This is a genomic window from Methylomonas sp. 11b (assembly GCF_000515215.1).
Taxonomy (GTDB): domain Bacteria; phylum Pseudomonadota; class Gammaproteobacteria; order Methylococcales; family Methylomonadaceae; genus Methylomonas.
In genome coordinates this window covers 1,540,267-1,558,465 of record NZ_KI911557.1, presented here as the reverse complement: position 1 = coordinate 1,558,465, position 18,199 = coordinate 1,540,267, and the positions used below count along the sequence as shown (strand labels likewise).

Genomic DNA, 18,199 nt, shown 5'->3' with positions numbered 1-18,199 from the left:
AGGCACATGTTAAACCAAGCCACCATCAACAACATCCGCAACCTCAACACCCGTGTCACTAAACAGCCTAAAAGCCTGTTTGAACATAACGCCTTGCTCGATGTGGAAATGTTACCAAACGACACCACCGGCCGCCACACAATCAAAATCGGCAAACAACCGCTAAACGACCACGAATCGCAAGTATTTATCGCTATGCAAGCCAAACTGATGTGCGATGCCATGGCCCAGCGCATGGGGATCGATAGCCAGTCTTATATCGTCACCAGTGTAGCCGCTGCCGGGCAAGCCGTGTATTTGTCCGGTGGTGATGGCCGTGCCATTTACGAAGCCATCCGCCATGATGCCGAGATTTTACTTAAACGCCACCAGGTTAAAGCCATCGCCAGCCGCTTGATTGACAAAGCCGCGCAATGCCAAGACAGCCTGCTTTTCAGCCCGCAAGCCATTTAACGACAGTAAGGCCGCCGGCCTGCCGGCGGACGATTCCAGCGGGCGGTGAGTCGGTGAGGAAAAACACCCGCAGCGTCCTCGGTGGCTCCATACCTTGGCCGAGTGAAGCGCCGTCAGCCGCACGATACGCGGCAACCACACAATCATATTAACCAAAGAGGCAATACCCATGGCAAACCCCAGCATTCAAGACATCCTCGGCGAACTAGACGCCGGTATATTCCTGCAACAAGCCGAAGCCGCGTTAAAAGAAGTAGCGTTGGGTGTTATTCGCAACGACAAAAAGAAAGGCAGCGTAACCATTGTGTTATAGCTTGACCGCATCGGCGAAAGCGATAGCGTGCAGGTGAATCACACGCTTAAGTTCAGCAAGCCCACCCGCCGCGGCAAAGCCACCGAAGAAATGACCACATCCACACCGATGTATGTCAACAACCTGGGCTGTCTCACCATCAGCCCACAAACCCAAGACGATCTATTCGCCAATACTGGCGATAACGTCACCTTACTGAAAGGAGTTAAATAATGGATGCATCCGCCATCAAAACCATATCGGCGCTATCAGTTGTCGAAAGCCAGATAAATACACTCAGCGCGCTTGACTACAATGTTGCGTTACTGCCGGAAAACTACAAGCTGGAAGGCCTAGAAAAGTTTGGAAATGCGCCAATTCGATTCCGGGGAAACTACAAAACCACCCTGATAGACGAATACATTAAATACGTCAACGATCACGGCACGCCGGACAGTACCGTCTTTGTCGATGAAACCACGATGACATCTAAAGCCATTATGGATCTTGGCAGACCTGATCAGCCCTTGTGGGGCTCGCACAAAGCAGAATTGTCATTAATCAAAACGCCGGAATACCAAGCAATTCTGCAATATGACAACACCAAACTGGAACAACAAGCCCTAATCGACTTTGCCGAAGACTGGGCAGACAACATAAGCTTTTTTGATAACCAAGAACAACGTCTTGATTTTAGAAAAACCATCAACACCTTGCGCAAACTTAAAATCAATGCCAATGCCGAGAGTGAGCAAACCGTAGGTAATTACGCCGCCGCCCGTAGCACCCTGGAACAAGTGGAAATCAAAGCCGGCCAAGAGGAATTACCTGCTTATTTCACTTTTCATTGCATCCCCTATGAAGGTTTCCCCCTGGTTTTATTTACGTGCCAACTGCGCGCGATAAACGATCAAAAACAGGTTGTCATCAAATATCGGATCATGCAATTGCCGGTTAAACAAACTGAAATCGCTAATTGCTTTAAAGACCTATTGCAAGGCGATATCGATGCCGAAGGCGTAGAAACCTACCTGGGCACCATGAATTATTAATCCTAATTCTAACCGCGCCTGTTAAGCAGGCGCTATCAAGGACTTATCATGCTTTACAGACATCAAGAAATATTACAAACGCTTGCCGATCATCCCAAAGGGTTGACCACCGGCGACATTTACAACATCGCCAAAAAACAACCAGGCTCAGAACTGCCAGATTCATCAACCGTCGGCAAGTTGATTTATGCCATGCGCAACGGTAGCCCTAAGCTAATCAGTACCCATGATGCCGTGGGCGGCAACATCCACACGCTAACCCCAGCTGGCAAGGAAGCCTTGCACCAAGCCTTAAAAGAACAGGGTGAAGACGTGACCGAAACACCTCCCTCCGTATCAGACGACCAAATGGAAGCAGCCCTTCAGCTGGTCGAGCAAGAAGAAGATACCCACTACCCGCAAATCCAATTCGATTTAAACGACGACCTGGACCACGCCTTATTCCGCATCGTTAACATCATCCGCGAAGCATCGGCTAAACCCTCGGTCACGATCCAAGAAAAATCAGCAAAGCTTGCTTTGCTGGAAAGCTACGAAAGCGACAACCGCATCAGCGGCCCAACGCGCGCTTTGTTCGCAGCCATCCGCGCCGACGTCAACGAACTGGAAGAAGCGGAGTAATCCATGGCCGGTTATAAGCGCATTCAGTTTGATGACCGCATGGATAAGATTATTCGCACAGCTTACCTCAACGGCCATAAAAAAACCGGCGATGTAGGCAAAGCGGCTCTCAGGTTGGGTATATCGCAATCCAGCATTACCCGGCGAGCGGCGGAAATAGGCTGCTTGCGGGCCGGCTACAAAACTTGGAAACAATGGACCCCGGCAGAAATAGAGCTACTGGAAAACAACGCCCATAAGTCACTTAATGCCATCAACCAAATATTGGTCAGGGCAGGGCATCCCAGCCGCAGCCTAGATGCCGTAAAAAGCAAACTCAACGACATCCAGATCAATCGCCGCCAAGCCAGAGCAGATGCCGGCCTTTACACGATAAAAGAATTACAGCGCCTAATGGGATGCAGCGAAGGCACCATTCAACGCGCCATTAAATCAGGCCATTTAAAAGCCAGTCAGCGCAAAGACGTTAACCAACCCGAATACAACATCACGGCCGCCGACGTGCGCGCATACATCAAAAACTGCCTACCCAGCGTCGACATAGCCACCTGTGACAAATACTGGCTTATTGACCTGCTGACCGGCGTCATTTAAGGATCAACATGAAAGATTTAATGATAGACCTGGAAACCCTCAGCACCCAGCCCAACGCCGCCATCGTCAGCATCGGCGCGTGCATGTTCGATCTAGCTACTGGCGAAATCGGCGCGGAATATTACCAAGCCATCCAGCTTAAAGACAACGCCAAAAACGGCCACATTAGCCCCGAGACTGTCGCTTGGTGGATGAAACAACCCTACGACGCTAAAACTGTATTTTGGGACAAAAACGCCAAAACCATCAACGAAGCGCTAATGGACTTTACGGTATTTCGCCAAAAGCACCAAGCCAAAACCATCTGGGGCAACGGTGCGAGTTTCGATTGCGTCATATTGCGTAGCGCTCACCAAGCCCATGGGTTTGTGACCTGGCAATACTGGCAAGAACGCGACACCCGCACCTTGGTAGACGTGGCAGAACGACTATGCAACGAAAACGTCACCAAAACCACCGCGTTCGATGGCGAAAAACACAACGCCTTAGCCGACGCCAAACACCAAGCCCGCTACATCAGCAGGGCATACCAGTTGTTATTGCACAGTGCCCATGTCCCATTCTAGCCATAACCCCTTAAAAACCATCGTGTGCAAAGACTGCGGCGCCAAAGTGGCAACAACCAGCCGCAGCCGCATCTACTGCATACGGTGAGCTAAAGACAGACAAGCCGAACGGTTCAGAAACAGCAGAGCCAAAGCAAAATCATGATCCCACTACCCGACGACATAACCCGTTGCTACGGCACCCAATGCCACAAAAAACACCAATGCGCCCGGTTCACCACCATGCGCCACGATCAACCCAAACCCTACATCTACGTCACCAGCCTGATCGACACAGACGGCGCGTGCGATAGCTTTATACAGGACAAAACCCATGAACACCGCTGACTTTCTATTGCAAAAATACGGGGAAAAAATCGTCAAACTGGCCGTGGTAGCCGCCGACTTCTACGGCATATCCGACATATACACCGCCAACCGCATGGCAGAGCGCAAACAATTCCCGCACTTAAAACCCTATCGGGCCAGAGACAGCAAACGTTCCCCCTGGCTGGTCAACATAGACAATCTGGCCGAAGCCTTAGACACCATGGCCAGAGGGGCAAACAAATGATCAAACTTTTTCTGGCTGGCCCCATGAGTGGAATTGCCAATTACAACTACCCAGCCTTTCATTCCTATGCCCAAAAATTACGCAACAAAGGCTATCATGTCGAAAACCCCGCCGATAGCCCACCTCCCAAGTGCGTCACCTGGCTAGGCTATCAGCGCAACGCCATCCGGCAAATGCTCACCTGTCAAACCGTCGCCTTCCTGCCCAACTGGCAACGCTCAAAAGGCGCATCCGAACAATACGTGCTGGCTAGCAAGCTGGAAATCCCATGCTTCTACGCCGCCGACCTGATCGAACACGGCAGCGCAGCCTTGCAGATCAAACGACAAACCCGCTGCGCGACAGCTGGCGGCATAACGCTAAATGGTAAAGAGTTTTCGGCAGCGGATCTATTAAACCGCATCATGATGAACATGAAACACCCGCCCAAAGGCCGCGCCTCAATCACCCGCTGGGCCATGGTCAGCCACCTAACCGGCCTGGGCTCAAACACTGCCAGCGAACTGTGCTTGCACTTTGGTAAGAATCCGGATGATGTGTTGAGGTAGTTATGCGCGAATTTCTCGTAACAAAGTTTGTTTGCTCAATCTGCGGCGATAACCTGCAACTTACCCCTACAGTACCTAAAAACGCGGGGAAACACGCTGTCGGAGAACCAACGGGCGCCGAAATGATAAGCCAAGTCATCGCATTAGAACCTTGCCGCTGCCTTACAGAAAGGATTGATCGAATGCGCCAAGCGGCAAAAGTGTTGTTTGAAGACCCTGCTATATGATGTGTTGAGGTAGTTATGAAAGAGCGACCAATATTATTTTCAGCGCCTATGGTTAAAGCGATATTAGAAAATCGCAAAACTCAGACTCGCAGAGCTTTGAATATCCAGCCGACAATAATAAGAGATCCATTCCCGACAACAGATGACGTTAAGCAAGTATTTCGGTTTAAACAATCAACCGGCATTTATCAATGCCTAGGGATGACAAATTTGATTGCGCTATGCCCATATGGCGTACCTGGCGACAGACTGTATGTCTGCGAAGAGCACTATCGATTCGGACACTGGGAACAGGTTGTCGGCGTTAAAACAAAAAAAGGCGGCGCGAAGTGGCAGTTTATTGCAGATACCGCCGAAACCATTTTTGATCCGCCTGCCGAGTTTAGAAAATCCCGTCACCGGAATGACCCGTCAACACCAGCATGGCACAAGCGCCTAGCCCGCTTTATGCCAAAAGCCATATCTCGGACGATGCTGGAAATTACAGGCGTTAGAGTCGAGCGATTAAAAGATATTAGTGAGGCTGATGCTATTGCCGAGGGCATCGTATCGTCTTACGTTAGAAATAGTGATTCACGCTCGGAAGGCTCAATAAAATTATTCGGCATAGACGCTGAAAACATATTCGCGCTAGATGCAAAATCGGCTTATGAATTGTTATGGGAAAAAATAAACGGAATTGGCTCATGGGACTTAAACCCCTGGGTGTGGGTTATTTCGTTTACGAGAGTTGAATAATTATGAATGACATAATGGATAATACTAGCTTTGGCAAAGCGGCTCTACATAAATTCGGAACAGTACCGGAAGGATTCCATATTTTTTACGGAGAATGGCTAGGAAACACGCCAGACAAATGGAAGTCAATGCGTGTCAAAGGTGCTGTATTTATAGGTAAGCTCCGCGCGCCTAATACAACAATGGAAACAATCGTAACAAAAAAAGAAATGGCTAGGTATTTATGAGTACCCTCGAACATAGACAAGAACAGCTTGAAAAAGAAACCGCCGAGCTTAGAAAGGATCTACAAAAACAAATCGATAACGTTAAAAATGTCGCTTATGCCTTAGAAGATGCAATAAAAGAGCGGGACGAATTGTTATCAGTTTTCAACACAAAATTTGAAGGCGATGAAAACTTATCTATCGAAGTTATTTTTGACAAGCTTGGTGAAATGCTACCAGATTGTGCACTTGCTGATTATTTAGAAAAGGCTATTGATGAGCTATCGGTAGCTGAACAAGAGCGCGACGAACTAAAAGCGCGGATTGATAGTGGAATTAGGGTTTATGTATATGGACATGATAAAGATCAAATTAGTTTTGAGTGGTCACATAAGCAAGAGTTTAACGCCACGCTAATTCTGGACTAGGATATAAAACTATAAAGGCTTGGAAAATTTTATCTGAAGAATAAAAAACAGATTATGCTTCTGTTGGACTTAAAACAAGGCATCTCATGAAACCACTATTTACAATCCTTTTGCTCATAATAGCATCAGGCTGCGCGAAAACATCAACCATTCAACCTATCAGCGCCTCAGAATCAGAATTTGACGGCGCTGTCTTCGGTGGCGACTATGCACAGATCAGCCAGCCAACACCAGGCGCGGAACAATACCGAATATTTCACCGCGCAGCCACCGGATTTATATCCGTGCAAACCGTCCGCGAGTCAGCAGAAAAACGCGCAACAGAATTTTGCGTAAGGAAGCAGCGCCGTCTAAACACTCTCAACGAAACCACATCAACCCCGCCGCACATCCTCGGCAACTTTCCACGGATAGAATTGGTTTTTGAATGCTTATAAAAATAAAAAATTATGAAAAAACATCTAATGTTTACCGAAAACGATACATGCCGCCACACCATAACGCAGGGACGTCAAGACGAAAAAGGCTCTTGGTGCATATCGTGCGGGGTGAAAGTTTGGGAGGTTGATGCCAGAGAATGTAAAGACTGCATTCACCATCGCTTCCTAATTGATGGAAGTATTTGTAAAAAACACTTAATGGGTGTGCTACCTAGCATGAACGTCACATTCAAAATCGTTACTGGATCGTGCTGGGAAGAAAAGACTAACAATGATAAATCAGTCCGCCAATAGTACGCCAGAAAGCCGAAAACCCATATAAATAAACATTATTGGCAATGTCCAGCATGGGGGCTACAGAGAATCGGCAGTCTAGGTTTTTGTCAGCTTTGGGCCGGATATGGTCGCGGTCAGCGGTCATCGATGGTTAAAGTGGTTGGGAAGTTCAATGTCATTCTGCGGCCCTATTATACTGCGCCGGGCTGATTAACAATCGCTGTATAAAAGACGGCTGTGATGGAGTAAGAATGAAGCGAAAGGATAGGAGAATATCAGCTGGCTTTATCGTTATAGATTTTGTCCACTAGCTCTTTAAACCAACGCGGCCTGAAAATCACTACGTATAAACCGATGCTGCTGGTAATCGGGATGGGGCCGATGCTAAACAGCATAAACACGATAAAGACAATCGCACATTTGATTCTGGTCAGGCTGGTCGGATGCATATTGGCCCGCTGCTATTCAGAGCAAAAAAATCCTCGGTGGCGTTTTGACACAGCCTTGTCGAGTTGCTTGGGTTCGGGATGACTATTTGGGTTGTCCGCGCGGACATTTCAATACTATACAGATAGCCGATAAACGCTCATTTGTATTGTTTGCTCGCTTTGTTTTCTGTCAGGCTACCGGCGCATTGGCTGTAAGCTTGTTTGGTATGAAAATGATGGAGCGAATTACTGACCGGCTGGACCAAAGGGCGAGTGCCGGGTTTAAGCGGGCGTGAGGCAAGCGCGTTAATTGTATCCATACTGCCCATGCATTGCTTGTGCTTCGGGATGGTGGCGGCGGGGGCGTTTTGGGTGGCCAGAAATACGCCGATAATGATTAGCACGAAGCTTATGCCGCAACGCTTCAGTTCGCGTACGCAGGTTTTCAGTATTTCTTCTGAATTCATAGTGTGTCTCCTTATGTTGGGGTTATAAAAACTTAGCGAGCTGACCTTTTTGATGCGCAAACAGCTGCGCATTTTGTGGGATTCGCGCCAATCGGTTCGCTGCGACCGGCAAAGACGTTGAATAACGACGCTATTTCGCGACCCGGTTGAATGTGGTCCCAAGCCTAACGATAGTTATCGGCAGTCTTTTATTGTGGTGCGGCCAGCCTTATAGCAAGGCAATGCTTAAACCAATCTGAAGTGAATTTTTGCCACGCGATTTTTTGCATGTATTTCTTGGTGCATTTCTAATGCTTCGCTACGCATGTGGTCGCAAAATGCACAGAGGCCTTCGTGGGCGGTATGTGATTTTTCATGGGCTGACAATAAGTCGCCGCACCGTTTGCAACGAGTAATCTGCTGGAGTGTTTTCATGGTGATCGCCTCGTAATCGGAATGTGTGAAAATAATGCGCTATGAGTTTGTTCGGTATCCGGCTCTTTGTAATTGCAGAGCTACGCTACACATCGCAAAACCAATGCCACTAGAAAATCGGGTGCGCCGTAATTATTCTAAGTAATTGTTTATGCATTATTTTATGGGCTGATCATTCTGAAAAATAGTGAAAAAATGCACAAGAAATTGTTGATTTCAGCACTAAATATCGTATCGCTTACGAAATGTCGTACAAGGTATGCGGAAGAGTCAATGATCCAGGGGCGGTAGAGGCTTTTGCAGGTTGTTGCTCAATTAAAAGTCGGTATAAAGCTTTGGGTGTATGGGGATCTCGCCAGCGCCGAAGCGAGGATTTTTAGGCGGCGAGGGTGTAAATGGTGGATGGCTAAATCGCCATCGAACTGGTTTTATTGACTCCGCCCCTAAATATCGCCGCTTCGGCGCTGGCGAGAGCCCCGCGCCTATATGGGATTCTCTGCGTGGTCTAACGGCGTCGCGGGAATGACGATTCCAAGGAATTTACAGGCCGGGTTAATAGAAAATCCAACCGGTCTTTAGTCATGCTGCTCAGGCGTTTTACCGGAGGTTAAGTTTTGACGAAATATCGTCAACCATTCAAAAATATGTGATACATTTCGCTTTAAACGTATCGGGAGGATATTCCCATTTAACTAGGTAGTGTAGGTGTCCTACCGATGAAATGCTTGAGAGTCAGCATGCGGCAACGATACTATCCGTCCATACTCAAAACGCTAAACGGCGCTATCGTTTCTTGTGTCTGCGCACTCGCCAACCTAGTGCCTGTCACAGCTGTTGCCGCGGGCCATATGGGACATATGTCCAGCCATGGCGCCACCGGGCTACCGGGTGACTTATTATTGTTTCCGGCCTTGACCGGTATCGTGCGTTTCGATCAAGAGCCTCAAAAAAAGCTCAGTAATAGCGACGTTATCCCCGAAATTAACGTGTTTTACACCACCGACTATCAGCGCTTTCGGTTTCTCGGCGAATGGCTGGTCAGCACCAAAACCCATAATCTGGAAAGATTCCAATTAGGCATGCACGTCGGGGACGAAGCCACTCTCTGGCTTGGCCGCTTTCACAACCCGATCGGTTACTGGAACATGCAGTTCCACCACGGCGCGTTTCTGCAAACCACTATCAGTAGACCCGGTATTATGGCGTTCGAAACGGCCGGCGGCGTGATACCCAATCATTTGACCGGATTTTTATGGGAAGGCGTTCATGATTTGGGTGAGGGCGGCCTGTATTACACGGTTGGAGCGGGTGCGGGCCCGCAAATTAATAAAGGTTTGGAAGCGTTCAATCTGGTGGAGCCGGGAGGTTCCCGTCGACCCGGTGTGTCGTTTCGGCTGGGCTATCAACCCATCAGCTTCGGTGTCGACGAATTTGGTATTTCCGGAGCGTATAACCAAATTCGCTCCGATGAGCCCGCCGTTAGAAACGTCAGTCAATTCGTCGCCAGTGCCTACGCCAATAAACAAATCCAAGCAGTGCGGCTACTAAGCGAAATTGTCTATGTGAACAATACCTTGGAAAGTCCGTTGGGCGGCAAAACCCACGACGATTTTCTCAGTACTTACGGGCAAGTCGAATGGGACCTCAATCCGGCCTGGACTTTGGTCGGGCGCGTCGAAGGCACTTTTGGCGGCAAGGACGATCCCTACCTGGCGATGTTTCCCAAATATGTCGAGGACAGGTTTCTCGGTGGCATACGCTACAAACTCAACCACACGAATGCCTTAAAGCTTGAAGCCTCGCGCGATCATTTGCGCGACGATCATTTCGGGCAAGTGATGTTTCAATGGAGCGCGGTGTTTCCATGAACTTGCTTCGCGGGCTTTGCATCGTTGGTTTGCTATTGCTGCTTGGAGCGCAGAGCCTATGGGCTATCACTCGCCATTCTCTGGTATTGGCCACCAGCGCCAACTCGTCGATACCGGCTTTAACCGTGCAAGAGGCCAGAAAATTGTTTCTTGGCGTACCGCTGGAAAAGGGCGGTGAACATCCCGTGCCCTTATTGAACATCAGCGATCCGTTAATTTTCGAAGTATTTCTGCAAAAAGTGGCCTTCATGTCGGCGAATGCCTATGAAAGCCAAACCATATCGGTGGTTTTCCGCCTCGGCGGTAAACGTCCGGAGAGTTTTAACGATCTGAAGAGCTTGGTCGATACGCTGCAACAGAATCCGGGCACGGTGACCTATTTGTGGGAAGATCAAGTTCGGTCCAATCAAGGCCTTAAAGCGGTGAATGTGTTATGGCAGGGAGCCCTGGAATGAGTCGATTTTTTCATAGTTTTAACGGCCGAATGATTCTGGCTGTTGTCGGCATTCATTTACTGCTGGTGCCGGTGTTGTTGTTCGGCATTTATCGGGTGATTAAACCCAGTTTGGAAGCGCAGTTTGTCAATTACGTCCGCTCCGATGCCTTGCTGTTCAGTAATCTGGTTACGCCGAGGCTGGAGCATAGCAAGGCCGGCGAATTGCAAGGCTTGTTAGGCGAATTTCTGTTAAATGGCCGTTTGGCGTTTGCGGAAATCGCCACCGAGCGCGGCAATATTCGCGCCGACATCGAACTCAACGCTCAGCAGCAATTTCAGGAAGATTTTTTCTTCGGCGAGCACGACGACGATATTTATTTTCTGGCCGTACCGATTCTGAATCCGGAAGACGGCTCGCTGGCGATGTTAAGGCTGGGCTACGACGAACGGCAGATTCAACGCGACATCGCCACCATCTACCAGCGTAGCGCCTATTTTGTCGCGGTTTACATGGGCTTGACGCTGTTGGTGGTTGGGCTGTTCGGGCGCAAATTGGTTATGCCGCTGGAACGCTTGCGCGACGAAGCCGAACAAATCGCTGCCGGCAATCACACCGGGCAATTTAATTCCGGCACCAAGATTACCGAAGTGGCGGCGTTGGCCGAGCATTTGGAAAAAATGCGCCAAGCCTTGCTTTCCGCCCGCGACGCGGCGTTGCAGGCAGCCGGTGCGAAGAGCGAGTTTCTGGCGAATATGAGCCACGAAATCCGCACGCCGATGAACGGCATCATCGGCATGATAGGCTTGGCCTTGCGCACCGAACTCACCCCGCAGCAGCGCGAGTTTCTGGGGATGGCGAACAGCTCGGCGGATGCTTTGCTGCGCATAGTCAACGATATTTTGGATTTCTCCAAAATCGAGGCGCGTAAGCTCGAACTCGATCATGCACCGTTTAAAGTCCGTGAAAGCCTTGGTGACACCTTAAAACTACTGGCCGGCCACGCCCACGAAAAAGACCTGGAACTGATGCTGCGTATCGATCCGGAAACCCCGGACGATTTGCTTGGCGATGTCGGTCGCTTGAACCAGGTAATTATCAATTTGGTCGGTAATGCCATCAAATTTACCCAGCACGGCGAAATCGTGGTGCAGGTCAAGCCTGAATCGGTCGATGAAAACAAAGTCTGTCTGCAGATTGCAGTCAGCGATACTGGTATTGGCATTTCCCCCGATAAACAGCAGTTAATTTTCGAAGCTTTTGCGCAAATAGACGCGTCTTCCACCCGTAAATTCGGCGGTACCGGCTTGGGATTGTCGATTTCTTCGCGCCTGGTCGAGTTGATGGGTGGGCATTTATCGTTGGAAAGCGAGGAACATAAAGGCAGCACTTTTTTCTTTACCGCCGTGTTTGACCGGCACACTAAAAGTGAGCTGGATGCGCCTTTTCAACCCCTGATAGACGTCAAAAACCTGCCGGTGTTGATCGTGGACGACAATGCCATCAATTTACGCGTATTCTCGGAAATCTTGAATCATTGGGGGATGCGGCCGACTACCGTCGATAGTGGCGAGGCCGCCATCGCCGCATTGCGGAATATGGCGGAAACCGGGGAAGCCTATGCCTTGATTTTGCTCGATGCGATGATGCCGATCATGGACGGTTTTATGGTGGCGCAAGCCATCAGAGAGGATCAACGCTTCGAGCCGGTGACCATCATGATGTTGTCGTCTGCCGACCGTCCGGACGATTGCGAACGTTGCCACGATTTGGGCATTAATCTGTACGTGCGTAAACCGGTCAAACATTCGGAATTGTGGAATGCCATTCAATCGGCGTTGGGTAAATCCGCCAAAGCCTCTGAAGCCTCGCTCACAGTATTGGCCGAGCCGCCTCGTAAATTAAGAATTTTGTTGGCGGAAGATAATCCGGTTAACCAATACATGGCGGTGGTGTTGCTGGAAGAGCGCGGCCATACCGTCAAGGTGGCCAACAACGGCCGGGAAGTGCTGGATATATTGGCTACCGATACTTTGTTCGATCTGATCTTAATGGACGTCCAAATGCCGGTAATGGATGGTTTTCAGGCTACCGAAGCGATTCGGGCCGGCGAGCGCGAGACTGGTAAACATATGCGGATTATCGCGATGACCGCACACGCCCTGAAAGGTGATAAGGAACGCTGTTTAGCCGGTGGCATGGACGATTACATCGCCAAACCGGTGCAGGAGCAGGATTTGTTGGCAATGGTGGAGTGCTGGAATATGGCGGGAGCAGAACAAACGGATAACAACAGCGTGGCGTCGGCGCTCTTGGCCGAGCCGGCACTGGATTGGCAACAAGCCTTAAACCGGGTGCGCGGCAGACAGCAGATGTTGTGCAAAATGATGACTTTATTCCAGGAACAGTCGGCGCCGCTTCTGAATGACATGGCCGATGCGATACAGCGCCAGGATGCTGATTTATTGAGGCTATCCGCGCATACGCTAAAAAGCTCGGCCAACAGCATCGGCGCCTTCCCGTTCGGCAAGATCGCCCAGCAACTGGAGACGATGGGCCACGAGGCTGCCTTTGCTGATGCGGCCGCCAGTTACGAGTTACTGCAACAAGCCGGCATCCGGCTGGAGCCGGCAATTCAGGACTATTTGCACGAGTTTCAGGAATAATGCTGCCGCCGATGTTTTGGATAGCTTAAGTTAAGGAGATAGGCATGACTCATAAGCGCCAGCGCGATAAACCGTTAATCTTGATGTTGGACGATAATCCGGTCAACTTGGAAGAGTTGGCAGGCTTGGTCGATGAAGCCGGGTTTGACGTGTTGCGCGCGGAAACGGGAGAAATTGCCCTGGTCCAAGCCGTGGCCCAATTGCCCGACCTGATTTTGCTGGATGTGCTGATGCCGGGCATGGACGGCTTTACCGTTTGCCAGACCCTGAAAACCATTCCGACGACGCGCGATATTCCGGTGTTATTCATGACCGCCTTGGCGGATACCGCCGATAAATTAAAAGGTTTTCAAGTCGGGGCGGTCGATTACATCACCAAGCCGTTTCAGTACGAAGAAGTGCTTGCGCGTGTGCAAACCCACCTGACGCTGCAAAAGTTAAAGTTGGAGTTGCAAGAAAAAGAGCAACGCCTGTCGCGGATTTTCGAGAATGCGATGGATGCGATTCTGACGCTGGACGAAGCCGGGCGGATTACCTTGTTCAATGCGGCGGCGGAGCAGATGTTTCGTTGTAAAGCCGCCGACAATATAGGCCGGGCGGTGGATCGCTTTTTGTCGCCCGAGCTATACAAAACCCTGACGAATTTTCGTAACGGTGTGCCGGCGGAGCAGGCGATTTGGGTCTCGGAAGGCATGAGCGCGGTGCGCGCTGACGAGAGTACTTTTCCTATCGAAGCGACCATTTCCCGCGTGGAAGCCATCGGCCAGAAACTGTATATCCTAATCCTGCGCGACATCAACGAACGTAAAGCCCGGCAGCAGGCGGAAGCCGAATGCAATACCTTGCGCGGCATCAATCTATATCTACAAGAAGAGGTCTTGGCCAGCCGGGACGGCGAGGAATTGATCGGTAACTCCCCTGCATTGCATCAAGCCATGGATCTGGTCAGGCAGGTAGCTAATACCGACGCAACAGTGTTGATTACCGGAGAGACCGGTACCGGCAAGGAATTGATCGCCCGGGCGATTCACAATCTCAGTGCCCGCAAAGACAAAACCTTGGTGAAATTGAATTGCGCGACGATCCCGGAAAATCTGGCGGAAAGCGAGTTGTTCGGTCACGAGAAAGGTTCGTTTACCGGGGCGATTGCCCGGAAGTTAGGACGGTTTGAACTCGCAAACGGTGGTACCTTGTTTCTCGATGAAATCGGCGAACTGCCGTTGGAGATGCAGGCCAAATTGTTGCGGGTGCTACAGGAAGGCGAATTCGAACGGGTGGGCGGCACCCAAACCCTGACTTGTGATGTGCGGGTCATCGCCGCCACTCACCGGGATTTGGCGCAGTTTTCGCAGCAGGGTAAATTCCGTGCCGACTTGTATTACCGTCTGAATGTTTTCCCCATCAATTTGCCGCCGCTACGCGAGCGCAAGGAAGACGTGCCGTTTCTGGTGAAACATTTCATCGATAAGTACGCGGCAAAATTCGGCAAGAAAATCCAATCGATTCCGGAACGGATGATGGCCGATCTGCAAAGCTATTTCTGGCCCGGCAACATTCGCGAGCTGCAACATATCATTGAGCGGGCGGTGATTTTAACCAAGGGCAGTCAACTGGCCGCTGTCGATTGCGTGAATGTGATGGGTGCCGGCGCACCGACCGCTGCACCTATCGTCACGCTGGACGAAGCCGAGCGCGCGCATATTCTGAAAGCGTTGGAAGCGACCTCCTGGCGAATTGCCGGAAATCAGGGGGCGGCGAAGATTTTGGGGGTGCCATCCACGACTTTGCGGTCGCGGATGGAGAAGCTGGGGATTAGTAAACCAGCCTGATACTGGTTAGTTTTCAAAGACATCCACGCCTTTCGGCGCTTTGAAATTAAACAAGGCGTCGTCCAGCTTGGGATTAAGCTGGATGTTGGAAAAATAAATTCGGGTTAATTGTCCGAAATTGTCGCTCAGTTCCATACCGCCCAATTGGTTGCCGTTCAGGCCGATCAAAATGTACTTGAACCCGCTTTCTTCATTCTTGGGCGATAGTTTCACCCAGTTCATCCCGTCGTCTTCTTTGCCTTGTTCCTGTAGGATAAACTTTTCCTCAATATCCACTTCGCCGGTCAACAACAGGGCGGGAGTGGAGCCTAGCGAATCGTCCAACTGTTTGACCGTCACCTGTTCCAGATCGGCATCGTAAAACCAGACTTTGCCGGCATTCGACACAATCTCTTGCACAAAGGGCTTTTGGTAGTTCCAACGAAATTTACCGGGTCGGCTTAGATAAAATTTGCCGAGGCTGTTTTGCGCCGGACGGCCGCTTTTATCGAAGCTGATTTGTTTAAAATCAGCCGATAAGGCAGAGCTACTGGCTAAAAAATTTTTCAGCCGAGTAATCGGCGCATCGTCGGCCCAGGCTGACTGGGCGGTGGCGATCAGGAAAATCAGAGCAAAAATGTGTTTAAGCAACATAGTTAAAAAGGGTTCAGGTTATTAAGCCAGCTTTCGCCGGATTCCGGACTTGCTCCGCAGTCGGCAAATTGGCTGGGTCCGGAGCCATCCACGAACGGCATCAATTTAGCGCCGGGGCAGCCTTCATTGCTGAGCAAGCCGCTGGCAGTATCTATCCAGGTCATCTGTACATTATCGGGCGGTACCAGGCTGACCGGCTTCTTCGACACTTGCCGCATCAGCTCGGACCAGATTTGCAAGGCGCCGGTTCCGCCGGTCAAGCCGGTCGGTTTGTTGTCGTCGCGGCCAACCCATACCACCGATAGAAAATCGCCGCTAAAACCGGCAAACCAGCTGTCGCGTAATTGATTGGTGGTGCCGGTTTTGCCGACTAAGGCCATGTTCTGCGGCAAATAGTTATACGCGGAATGGCCGGTGCCGGCATACATCACTTCTTGCAAAATGGTGTTGGTAATAAAGGTGGCGGCAGGGTCGACCGCTTGACGCACGGTAAAAGGATAACTTTGCAGGGCTTTGCCGTCGGCGGCGTTTACCGCGCGGATCGAACGCAGAGGCGTGGCAAAACCGTCGCCGGCCAGGGTTTGGTAAAGCTGCGTGACTTCCAGCGGCGTCAAAGGTTGCGCGCCCAACAGGAAGGACGGAAACAAATCCACCGGCCGGCTGACCCCCATGCTTTTTAAGGTGTTGGCGACTTTGGCCAAACCAATGTCCATGCCAATCCGCACCGTCGCCATATTGTAGGAGTGGGTCAGGGCGCTATGCAGCGGCACGACGCCGTGTTCCTGATTATCATAGTTGTCCGGCGACCAGGTTTTGCCTCTTTCCGCTGGAATTTCCAGGCGGGTATCGCTGATAGGCGTGGCGATGGTGTAGCGGTCCGGGTATTCCAGTGCGGTCAAATAGACCACCGGTTTGATCAGCGAACCTATCGGCCTTACAGCGTCCAAAGCGCGATTGAATCCGGTGTCCTCGGCGTCGCGGCCACCGGCCAGTGCGACAATTTCGCCGCTATCGCGACGGGTTACAATGGCGGCGGTTTCCAGATCGTTACTTTTCGGGCTTCTCTCTAAATGCTTCAGTTTGCTGGCGATGGATTTTTCCAATGTGTCTTGGATGCGGGTATCCAAGGTGGTGACGATGCGCAGACCTTCCGAGGTCAGATCGTCTTCTTTATATTCCTGTTTCAGTTGGCGTTTCACCAGATCGATAAAACCCGGATAGCGATTGGCGGAGCGATGAATCACTGTCGCGACGCCAATGGGTTGTTTTTTGGCTTCGCTCAGTTGCTGCTCGTCGATAAAACCTTCAGTGTGCATCGCATCCAGCACGATGTTGCGGCGTTCCAGCGTGTGTTCAGGATTGCGGCGTGGATCGTACTCGGACGGTCCGCGTACCAAAGCCACCAAAGTGGCGACTTGATGCAGATTCAGGGTTTTTAAAGATTGACCGAAATAAAATTCGCTAGCCAAGCCAAAGCCATGCACTGCACTGGCGCCGTCCTGGCCCAGGAAGATTTCGTTCAGATAGGCTTCCAGAATTTCGTCCTTGCTATACCGGTATTCCAGAATAAACGACATCAACGCTTCCTTGAGCTTGCGACGCAAGGTACGTTTGGGATTCAGGAAAAAGTTTTTCACCAACTGTTGGGTGATGGTACTGCCGCCTTGCACCATGCCGCCGGCTTTCACGTTCGACCACATGGCCCGGACGATGCCTTTGGGCGAGATGCCGAAATGGTTGTAAAAATCTTTGTCCTCGGTAGACAGCAGGCCTTGCACCAGGGTTTGCGGCGCTTCGTCCAGTTTGATCAGAATCCGGTCTTCCTTGCGGGTCGGGTAAAAACTGCCGATTTGCACCGGGTCCATGCGCACGATAGCTAAGCTCTCGCCGGTGCCGGAGTCGGTAATACTGCCGATGCCGCCAGTAGTGAAACTAACGCTGATTTTGCGGCTGTCCTGAGGCGTGTTGCCAAAATTGAAGGCGCGGGTACGGATATTGATCTGGCCGCCCTTGATGTAATACGAGCCTTCGCCAGCCAGTTGATTGTCCTGACGGTAATGCAATTCAAGCAATAAGTCTTCCAGGTTTTTGCTGGAGATTTCATAACCGGCGTACAACTCGACCGGGCTGGCATATACGCGGGCTGGAATGGACCAACGCTTGCCCTCGAATTGCTGACGCACCGTGTAATCTAGGTAGCTGACATACACCGCCAATACGAAAGCCCCAATTAGCACCAGCGAAACCAGCGAGCGTTTCAGCCATGATGCTTGGGGTTGCGATTTTCTGCGTCTAACGGTCGATTTGCTGCTTCTGGGTCGTCTAGGCATTAAGTCGGTATCTGATCTCGCCAGCAGCAGTTAGCGGCGGCTGTGTGAATGGGGCGAAAATGGCACCGGCTGGTTCGGCGCAGTTCATTTAACTTGTTATTATCTAATAAAATGCGTACTTCCGCACAGATTGCTG

The 18,199-nt window shown here is 50.6% G+C and carries 23 protein-coding genes; 18 read left to right on the top strand and 5 right to left on the bottom strand.

The features are described from left to right. Window positions 1-6: 6 nt before the first annotated feature. The 14 genes from METH11B_RS0107270 (at window position 7) to METH11B_RS29070 (ending at window position 6,715) form a co-directional block, all read left to right on the top strand. On the top strand, window positions 7-453 hold the full coding sequence (locus METH11B_RS0107270; RefSeq protein ID WP_026601453.1) for a hypothetical protein: 447 nt from the start codon (window positions 7-9) through the stop codon (window positions 451-453). Between the two features lie 169 nt (window positions 454-622). Next, window positions 623-766 carry a hypothetical protein gene (locus tag METH11B_RS29415; protein WP_197026936.1) on the top strand — a complete coding sequence of 48 codons (144 nt, stop codon included), beginning with the start codon at window positions 623-625 and terminating at the stop codon, window positions 764-766. A 33-nt stretch (window positions 767-799) separates the two neighbouring features. Further along, window positions 800-979 carry a hypothetical protein gene (locus tag METH11B_RS29410; protein WP_197026935.1) on the top strand — a complete coding sequence of 60 codons (180 nt, stop codon included), beginning with the start codon at window positions 800-802 and terminating at the stop codon, window positions 977-979. Beyond that, window positions 979-1,797, top strand: a complete 819-nt coding sequence (locus tag METH11B_RS0107255; RefSeq protein ID WP_026601451.1) for a DUF2303 family protein — start codon at window positions 979-981, stop codon at window positions 1,795-1,797. Before METH11B_RS29410 ends, METH11B_RS0107255 begins: the two co-directional genes overlap by 1 nt. A 48-nt stretch (window positions 1,798-1,845) precedes the next feature. Next, window positions 1,846-2,418, top strand: coding sequence for a hypothetical protein (locus tag METH11B_RS0107250; RefSeq protein ID WP_026601450.1), 573 nt, complete (start codon window positions 1,846-1,848; stop codon window positions 2,416-2,418). Between the two features lie 3 nt (window positions 2,419-2,421). Next, window positions 2,422-3,012 (top strand): helix-turn-helix domain-containing protein, encoded by a 591-nt coding sequence (locus METH11B_RS0107245; RefSeq protein WP_026601449.1) that lies wholly within the window; start codon window positions 2,422-2,424, stop codon window positions 3,010-3,012. 8 nt (window positions 3,013-3,020) lie between these two features. Then, window positions 3,021-3,578: a 3'-5' exonuclease gene (locus METH11B_RS0107240; protein ID WP_026601448.1), complete on the top strand. Its 558-nt coding sequence runs from the start codon at window positions 3,021-3,023 to the stop codon at window positions 3,576-3,578. Between the two features lie 141 nt (window positions 3,579-3,719). Then, complete coding sequence (locus METH11B_RS29075; RefSeq protein WP_155931092.1) at window positions 3,720-3,905, top strand: hypothetical protein; 186 nt, start codon at window positions 3,720-3,722, stop codon at window positions 3,903-3,905. After that, a complete protein-coding gene (locus METH11B_RS0107230; RefSeq protein WP_026601447.1) occupies window positions 3,892-4,131 on the top strand; it encodes a pyocin activator PrtN family protein in 240 nt (79 codons plus the stop codon). The genes METH11B_RS29075 and METH11B_RS0107230 overlap by 14 nt, the downstream gene beginning before the upstream one ends. After that, the gene (locus METH11B_RS27690; protein WP_026601446.1) at window positions 4,128-4,679 is read left to right on the top strand and encodes a DUF4406 domain-containing protein; all 552 of its coding nucleotides are present in this window, start codon (window positions 4,128-4,130) and stop codon (window positions 4,677-4,679) included. The genes METH11B_RS0107230 and METH11B_RS27690 overlap by 4 nt, the downstream gene beginning before the upstream one ends. Before the next feature lie 242 nt (window positions 4,680-4,921). Further along, on the top strand, window positions 4,922-5,644 hold the full coding sequence (locus METH11B_RS0107220; RefSeq protein ID WP_026601445.1) for a hypothetical protein: 723 nt from the start codon (window positions 4,922-4,924) through the stop codon (window positions 5,642-5,644). A 14-nt stretch (window positions 5,645-5,658) separates the two neighbouring features. Further along, window positions 5,659-5,871, top strand: coding sequence for a hypothetical protein (locus tag METH11B_RS0107215; protein ID WP_155931091.1), 213 nt, complete (start codon window positions 5,659-5,661; stop codon window positions 5,869-5,871). After that, on the top strand, window positions 5,868-6,278 hold the full coding sequence (locus METH11B_RS0107210) for a hypothetical protein (protein ID WP_026601443.1): 411 nt from the start codon (window positions 5,868-5,870) through the stop codon (window positions 6,276-6,278). Before METH11B_RS0107215 ends, METH11B_RS0107210 begins: the two co-directional genes overlap by 4 nt. A gap of 86 nt (window positions 6,279-6,364) precedes the next feature. Further along, the gene (locus METH11B_RS29070; RefSeq protein ID WP_155931090.1) at window positions 6,365-6,715 is read left to right on the top strand and encodes a hypothetical protein; all 351 of its coding nucleotides are present in this window, start codon (window positions 6,365-6,367) and stop codon (window positions 6,713-6,715) included. A gap of 554 nt (window positions 6,716-7,269) precedes the next feature. Here METH11B_RS29070 and METH11B_RS29405 read toward each other — a convergent pair. From METH11B_RS29405 to METH11B_RS29065, 3 genes are all read right to left on the bottom strand, one after another. Next, on the bottom strand, window positions 7,270-7,443 hold the full coding sequence (locus METH11B_RS29405; protein WP_020482620.1) for a hypothetical protein: 174 nt from the start codon (window positions 7,441-7,443) through the stop codon (window positions 7,270-7,272). Window positions 7,444-7,580: 137 nt separating this feature from the next. After that, the gene (locus tag METH11B_RS0107195; RefSeq protein ID WP_026601442.1) at window positions 7,581-7,889 is read right to left on the bottom strand and encodes a hypothetical protein; all 309 of its coding nucleotides are present in this window, start codon (window positions 7,887-7,889) and stop codon (window positions 7,581-7,583) included. Between the two features lie 225 nt (window positions 7,890-8,114). After that, window positions 8,115-8,303 carry a hypothetical protein gene (locus METH11B_RS29065; protein ID WP_155931089.1) on the bottom strand — a complete coding sequence of 63 codons (189 nt, stop codon included), beginning with the start codon at window positions 8,301-8,303 and terminating at the stop codon, window positions 8,115-8,117. 716 nt (window positions 8,304-9,019) lie between these two features. Here METH11B_RS29065 and METH11B_RS0107190 point away from each other — a divergent pair. Genes METH11B_RS0107190 through METH11B_RS0107175 form a run of 4 tightly spaced genes read left to right on the top strand, consistent with a single transcriptional unit; the run spans window position 9,020 to window position 15,100 of the window. After that, a complete protein-coding gene (locus METH11B_RS0107190) occupies window positions 9,020-10,171 on the top strand; it encodes a hypothetical protein (RefSeq protein ID WP_155931088.1) in 1,152 nt (383 codons plus the stop codon). Next, complete coding sequence (locus METH11B_RS0107185) at window positions 10,168-10,626, top strand: hypothetical protein (protein ID WP_026601440.1); 459 nt, start codon at window positions 10,168-10,170, stop codon at window positions 10,624-10,626. The genes METH11B_RS0107190 and METH11B_RS0107185 overlap by 4 nt, the downstream gene beginning before the upstream one ends. Then, window positions 10,623-13,271, top strand: a complete 2,649-nt coding sequence (locus METH11B_RS26360; RefSeq protein WP_026601439.1) for a hybrid sensor histidine kinase/response regulator — start codon at window positions 10,623-10,625, stop codon at window positions 13,269-13,271. Before METH11B_RS0107185 ends, METH11B_RS26360 begins: the two co-directional genes overlap by 4 nt. Window positions 13,272-13,315: 44 nt before the next feature. Then, window positions 13,316-15,100: a sigma-54-dependent Fis family transcriptional regulator gene (locus METH11B_RS0107175; RefSeq protein WP_020482614.1), complete on the top strand. Its 1,785-nt coding sequence runs from the start codon at window positions 13,316-13,318 to the stop codon at window positions 15,098-15,100. Window positions 15,101-15,106: 6 nt separating this feature from the next. Here the strand turns inward: METH11B_RS0107175 and lolA are convergent, their stop codons facing one another. Together lolA and mrcB are read right to left on the bottom strand one after the other, a co-directional pair. Then, window positions 15,107-15,733, bottom strand: coding sequence for an outer membrane lipoprotein chaperone LolA (gene lolA, locus METH11B_RS0107170; RefSeq protein WP_026601438.1), 627 nt, complete (start codon window positions 15,731-15,733; stop codon window positions 15,107-15,109). Between the two features lie 2 nt (window positions 15,734-15,735). Continuing rightward, window positions 15,736-18,063, bottom strand: coding sequence for a penicillin-binding protein 1B (mrcB, locus tag METH11B_RS0107165; RefSeq protein WP_026601437.1), 2,328 nt, complete (start codon window positions 18,061-18,063; stop codon window positions 15,736-15,738). Window positions 18,064-18,199 lie beyond the last annotated feature (136 nt).